The sequence below is a fragment of the Streptomyces racemochromogenes genome (assembly GCF_044129415.1).
Lineage (GTDB): Bacteria > Actinomycetota > Actinomycetes > Streptomycetales > Streptomycetaceae > Streptomyces > Streptomyces racemochromogenes_A.
Window position 1 is genome coordinate 1 of sequence record NZ_JBBDHD010000268.1, and the last position, 2790, is coordinate 2790.

General features: G+C 75.3%; 2 protein-coding genes. Both read left to right on the plus strand.

Annotated features, from left to right (window positions below; all coding sequences use genetic code 11):
- The first annotated feature begins 82 nt into the window (after positions 1-82).
- Positions 83-1327, plus strand: coding sequence for an exopolysaccharide biosynthesis polyprenyl glycosylphosphotransferase (locus WDV06_RS36615; protein ID WP_395514125.1), 1245 nt, complete (start codon positions 83-85; stop codon positions 1325-1327).
- Positions 1328-1330: 3 nt separating this feature from the next.
- Positions 1331-2716, plus strand: coding sequence for an O-antigen ligase family protein (locus WDV06_RS36620; RefSeq protein WP_395514124.1), 1386 nt, complete (start codon positions 1331-1333; stop codon positions 2714-2716).
- Positions 2717-2790: the final 74 nt, after the last annotated feature.

A 2790-nucleotide genomic window follows, 5' to 3' on the forward strand; every position in this document is an offset into this window, starting at 1 on the left:
TGTTTTTTTTTTATATGAAACTCCGTTCCCCCCGGGGCCGGGCCCGCGGAACCCCCGGGGGGCGGGGGGGGGGGGCCCCCTCCTGCTCGCCGCCGCCAACGCCGCCCTCCAGGCGCAGGGCGGCCTCTACCGGCCCCGCCTGGCACCCTCCGCCCTCCTGGAACTGCCCGCCCTGGCCGGCCGGGCCGCCGCCCTGTGGTGCGGGGCGGCCGCCGTCCTCGCCGCCACCGCACCCGAACGCGCCCTCGGCTGGAACGCGCTGCTCACCGCCGTCTGCCTCCAGGTCGTCCTCGCCTGCGCCGGGCGGGGGCTCGTCCACGGGCTGTGGCGCCGCTCCGCCGTCGCCCACCCCGAATCCACCCTCGTCGTCGGCCCCGGCGAGGGCGCCGGCGCGGTCGCCGCCGCCCTGCACGGCCGCCCCGAGTACGGGCTGCGGCCCGTCGGGATCGCCGACACCGCCGAACCCGCCGACGGCGACGGCGGCCCGCTGCCCGTCCTCACCACCCACGAGGACGTCCGCCGGGCCGTCATCCAGAACTCCGTGCGCTGCGCCGTCCTCACCCGGCCGCCCGAGGCCGACGAGCGCACCGCCGCCCTGGTCCGCCTCTTCCACGATCACGGCTGCCGGCTCTGGCTCGCCGACCCGGCCGGCACCGCCAAGGTCACCGGCATGCGCGTCGCCCACCCCGCCGACCAGCTGTGGGGCTACGCCGTCCAGCCCCTGCTGCCCCGCCCCGCGCGGCCGCTGGAGCGCTCCGCCAAGCGGCTCATCGACTCCGCCCTCGCGGCCCTCGCCCTGCTCGCCGCCGCCCCCGTCATGGGAGCCTGCGCACTGGCCGTACGCCTCTCCGACGGGCCCGGGGTGATCTTCCGCCAGGAGCGGGTCGGCCTCTACGGCCGCCCCTTCACCCTGCTGAAGTTCCGCACCCTGCGCGCCGACGAGCACGAGTCCGCCACCCGCTGGACCGTGGCCGGCGACCGCCGGATGAGCCCCGTCGGCTCCTTCCTGCGCAAGTCCTCGCTGGACGAGCTGCCGCAGCTGTGGAACGTGGTCCGCGGCGACATGAGCCTGGTCGGCCCCCGCCCCGAACGCCCCTTCTTCGTCGCCAAGTTCAGCAGCATCCACCCCGGCTACGAGGCCCGCCACCGGATGCCCGTCGGCATCACCGGACTCGCCCAGATCAACGGGCTGCGCGGGGACACCTCCATCGAGGACCGGGCCCGCTTCGACAACCACTACATCGACACCTGGTCGCTCTGGCAGGACCTGTGGATCCTCGCCCGGACCGCCGCCTCCTTCTTCCGCTTCCGGCTGGGCGGGAGCTGAGCCATGACCCTCGCCGTCCCCGGATCCCTACGCCTGCCCGACGCCACCGGCACCGGCGCGGCGCGCCGGCACTGGCCGCTGCTGCCGCTCGCCGCGACCGTCCTGCTCCTGCTCGTCCCGCTCCCGGCCGGCGACGCCACCGCCTCCGGGAAGGTCGGCCCCGCCGACGCCGCCTCGCTGCTGCTCGCCCTGGTCTGCGCCGTACAGGCCCTGCGCGGCCGGGTGCGGAGGCTGAACCCCCTGGGCGTCCTCGTCCTCGGGGCCCCGGGGATCGGGCTCGCCGTCTCCACCATGACCGCCGGCGACCCGTACGCCGCGCTGCCCGGGTTCGTGCGCTACCTCCAGGTGTTCGTCCTGGTCCCGGCGGCCGTGGTGCTGCTGGTGCGCGACGCCCGCGAGTTCCGGCTGGCCGCCGGCTGCTTCGTGGTGCTCGGCCTGGTGCAGGGCGCGGTGGGGGTCGTGCAGTACGCCACGCACACCGGGGCCTCCTACCAGGGCGAGGACATCCGCGCCGTGGGCACCTTCGGCCCCGGTGACGTCATGGGCATGGCCACCGTCGTCGCCTACGGGCTGATCGTCGCCACCGCCGCCGCGCTCGCGCCGGGACTGCCCGCGAAGGTCCGCCGGGCCGCCGGGGGCTGCGCCCTGGCGCTGGTGGTGCCGCTGGTGCTGTCCTTCAGCCGCGGCGCGTGGATCGCCACCGCCGGGGCCGCGCTGCTGGTCATGTGCCTGGCCGGGATCCGGCGGGCGCTGGCGGTGCTGGTGGCCCTGACCGCCCTCGGGGTGGTCCTCGTCGGCGGGCTCGGGCTGGGCTCCGAGATGGTCGCCGAGCGCCTCGACTCCATCACCCGGGTCTCCAGCGCCCCCGACCAGTCGGTCACCGACCGCTACACGATGTGGGCCGCCGCCGAGTCGATGTGGCGCGAGCGGCCGGCCGTCGGCGTGGGCCTCAAGGGCTTTCCCGCCCACCGCGACGGGCACTCCTCGCTCGGACTGTCCTCCGGCAGCGACACCGCCGGCGCCGGCCAGGCCTTCCTGAAACAGCCACTGCTGTCCCCGCACAACATGTACCTGCTCGTCCTCGGCGAACAGGGCCTCGTCGGACTGCTCGCGCTCGCGGGTGGCTGGGCCGCCCTGCTCGTCGCGGGCCTGCGCCGGTACGCGGCGGCCCCCGACAAGGGGCTGCGCGACTGCGGGCTGGTCGCGGTCGGCCTGTTCGTCTGGCAGCTGACCGACTTCCTCTACGCGGACATCGGCGGCCCCTCCACCGTCCTCACCGGTGTGATCATCGGGCTCGCGGCCTGGTGGGCCCTGCCCTCCCCCGTCCCCGCGGCCCCGGCCGCCCCGGCCGGCCCGCCCGCTGACGGGCCGGCCGCGGTGTCTTATTAAAAAAAGACCCTGGCGACGACAATATTCTTTTGTTTTTATCGGTGGTGGGCGTTTATTTTAAAAACGGGGGGGGG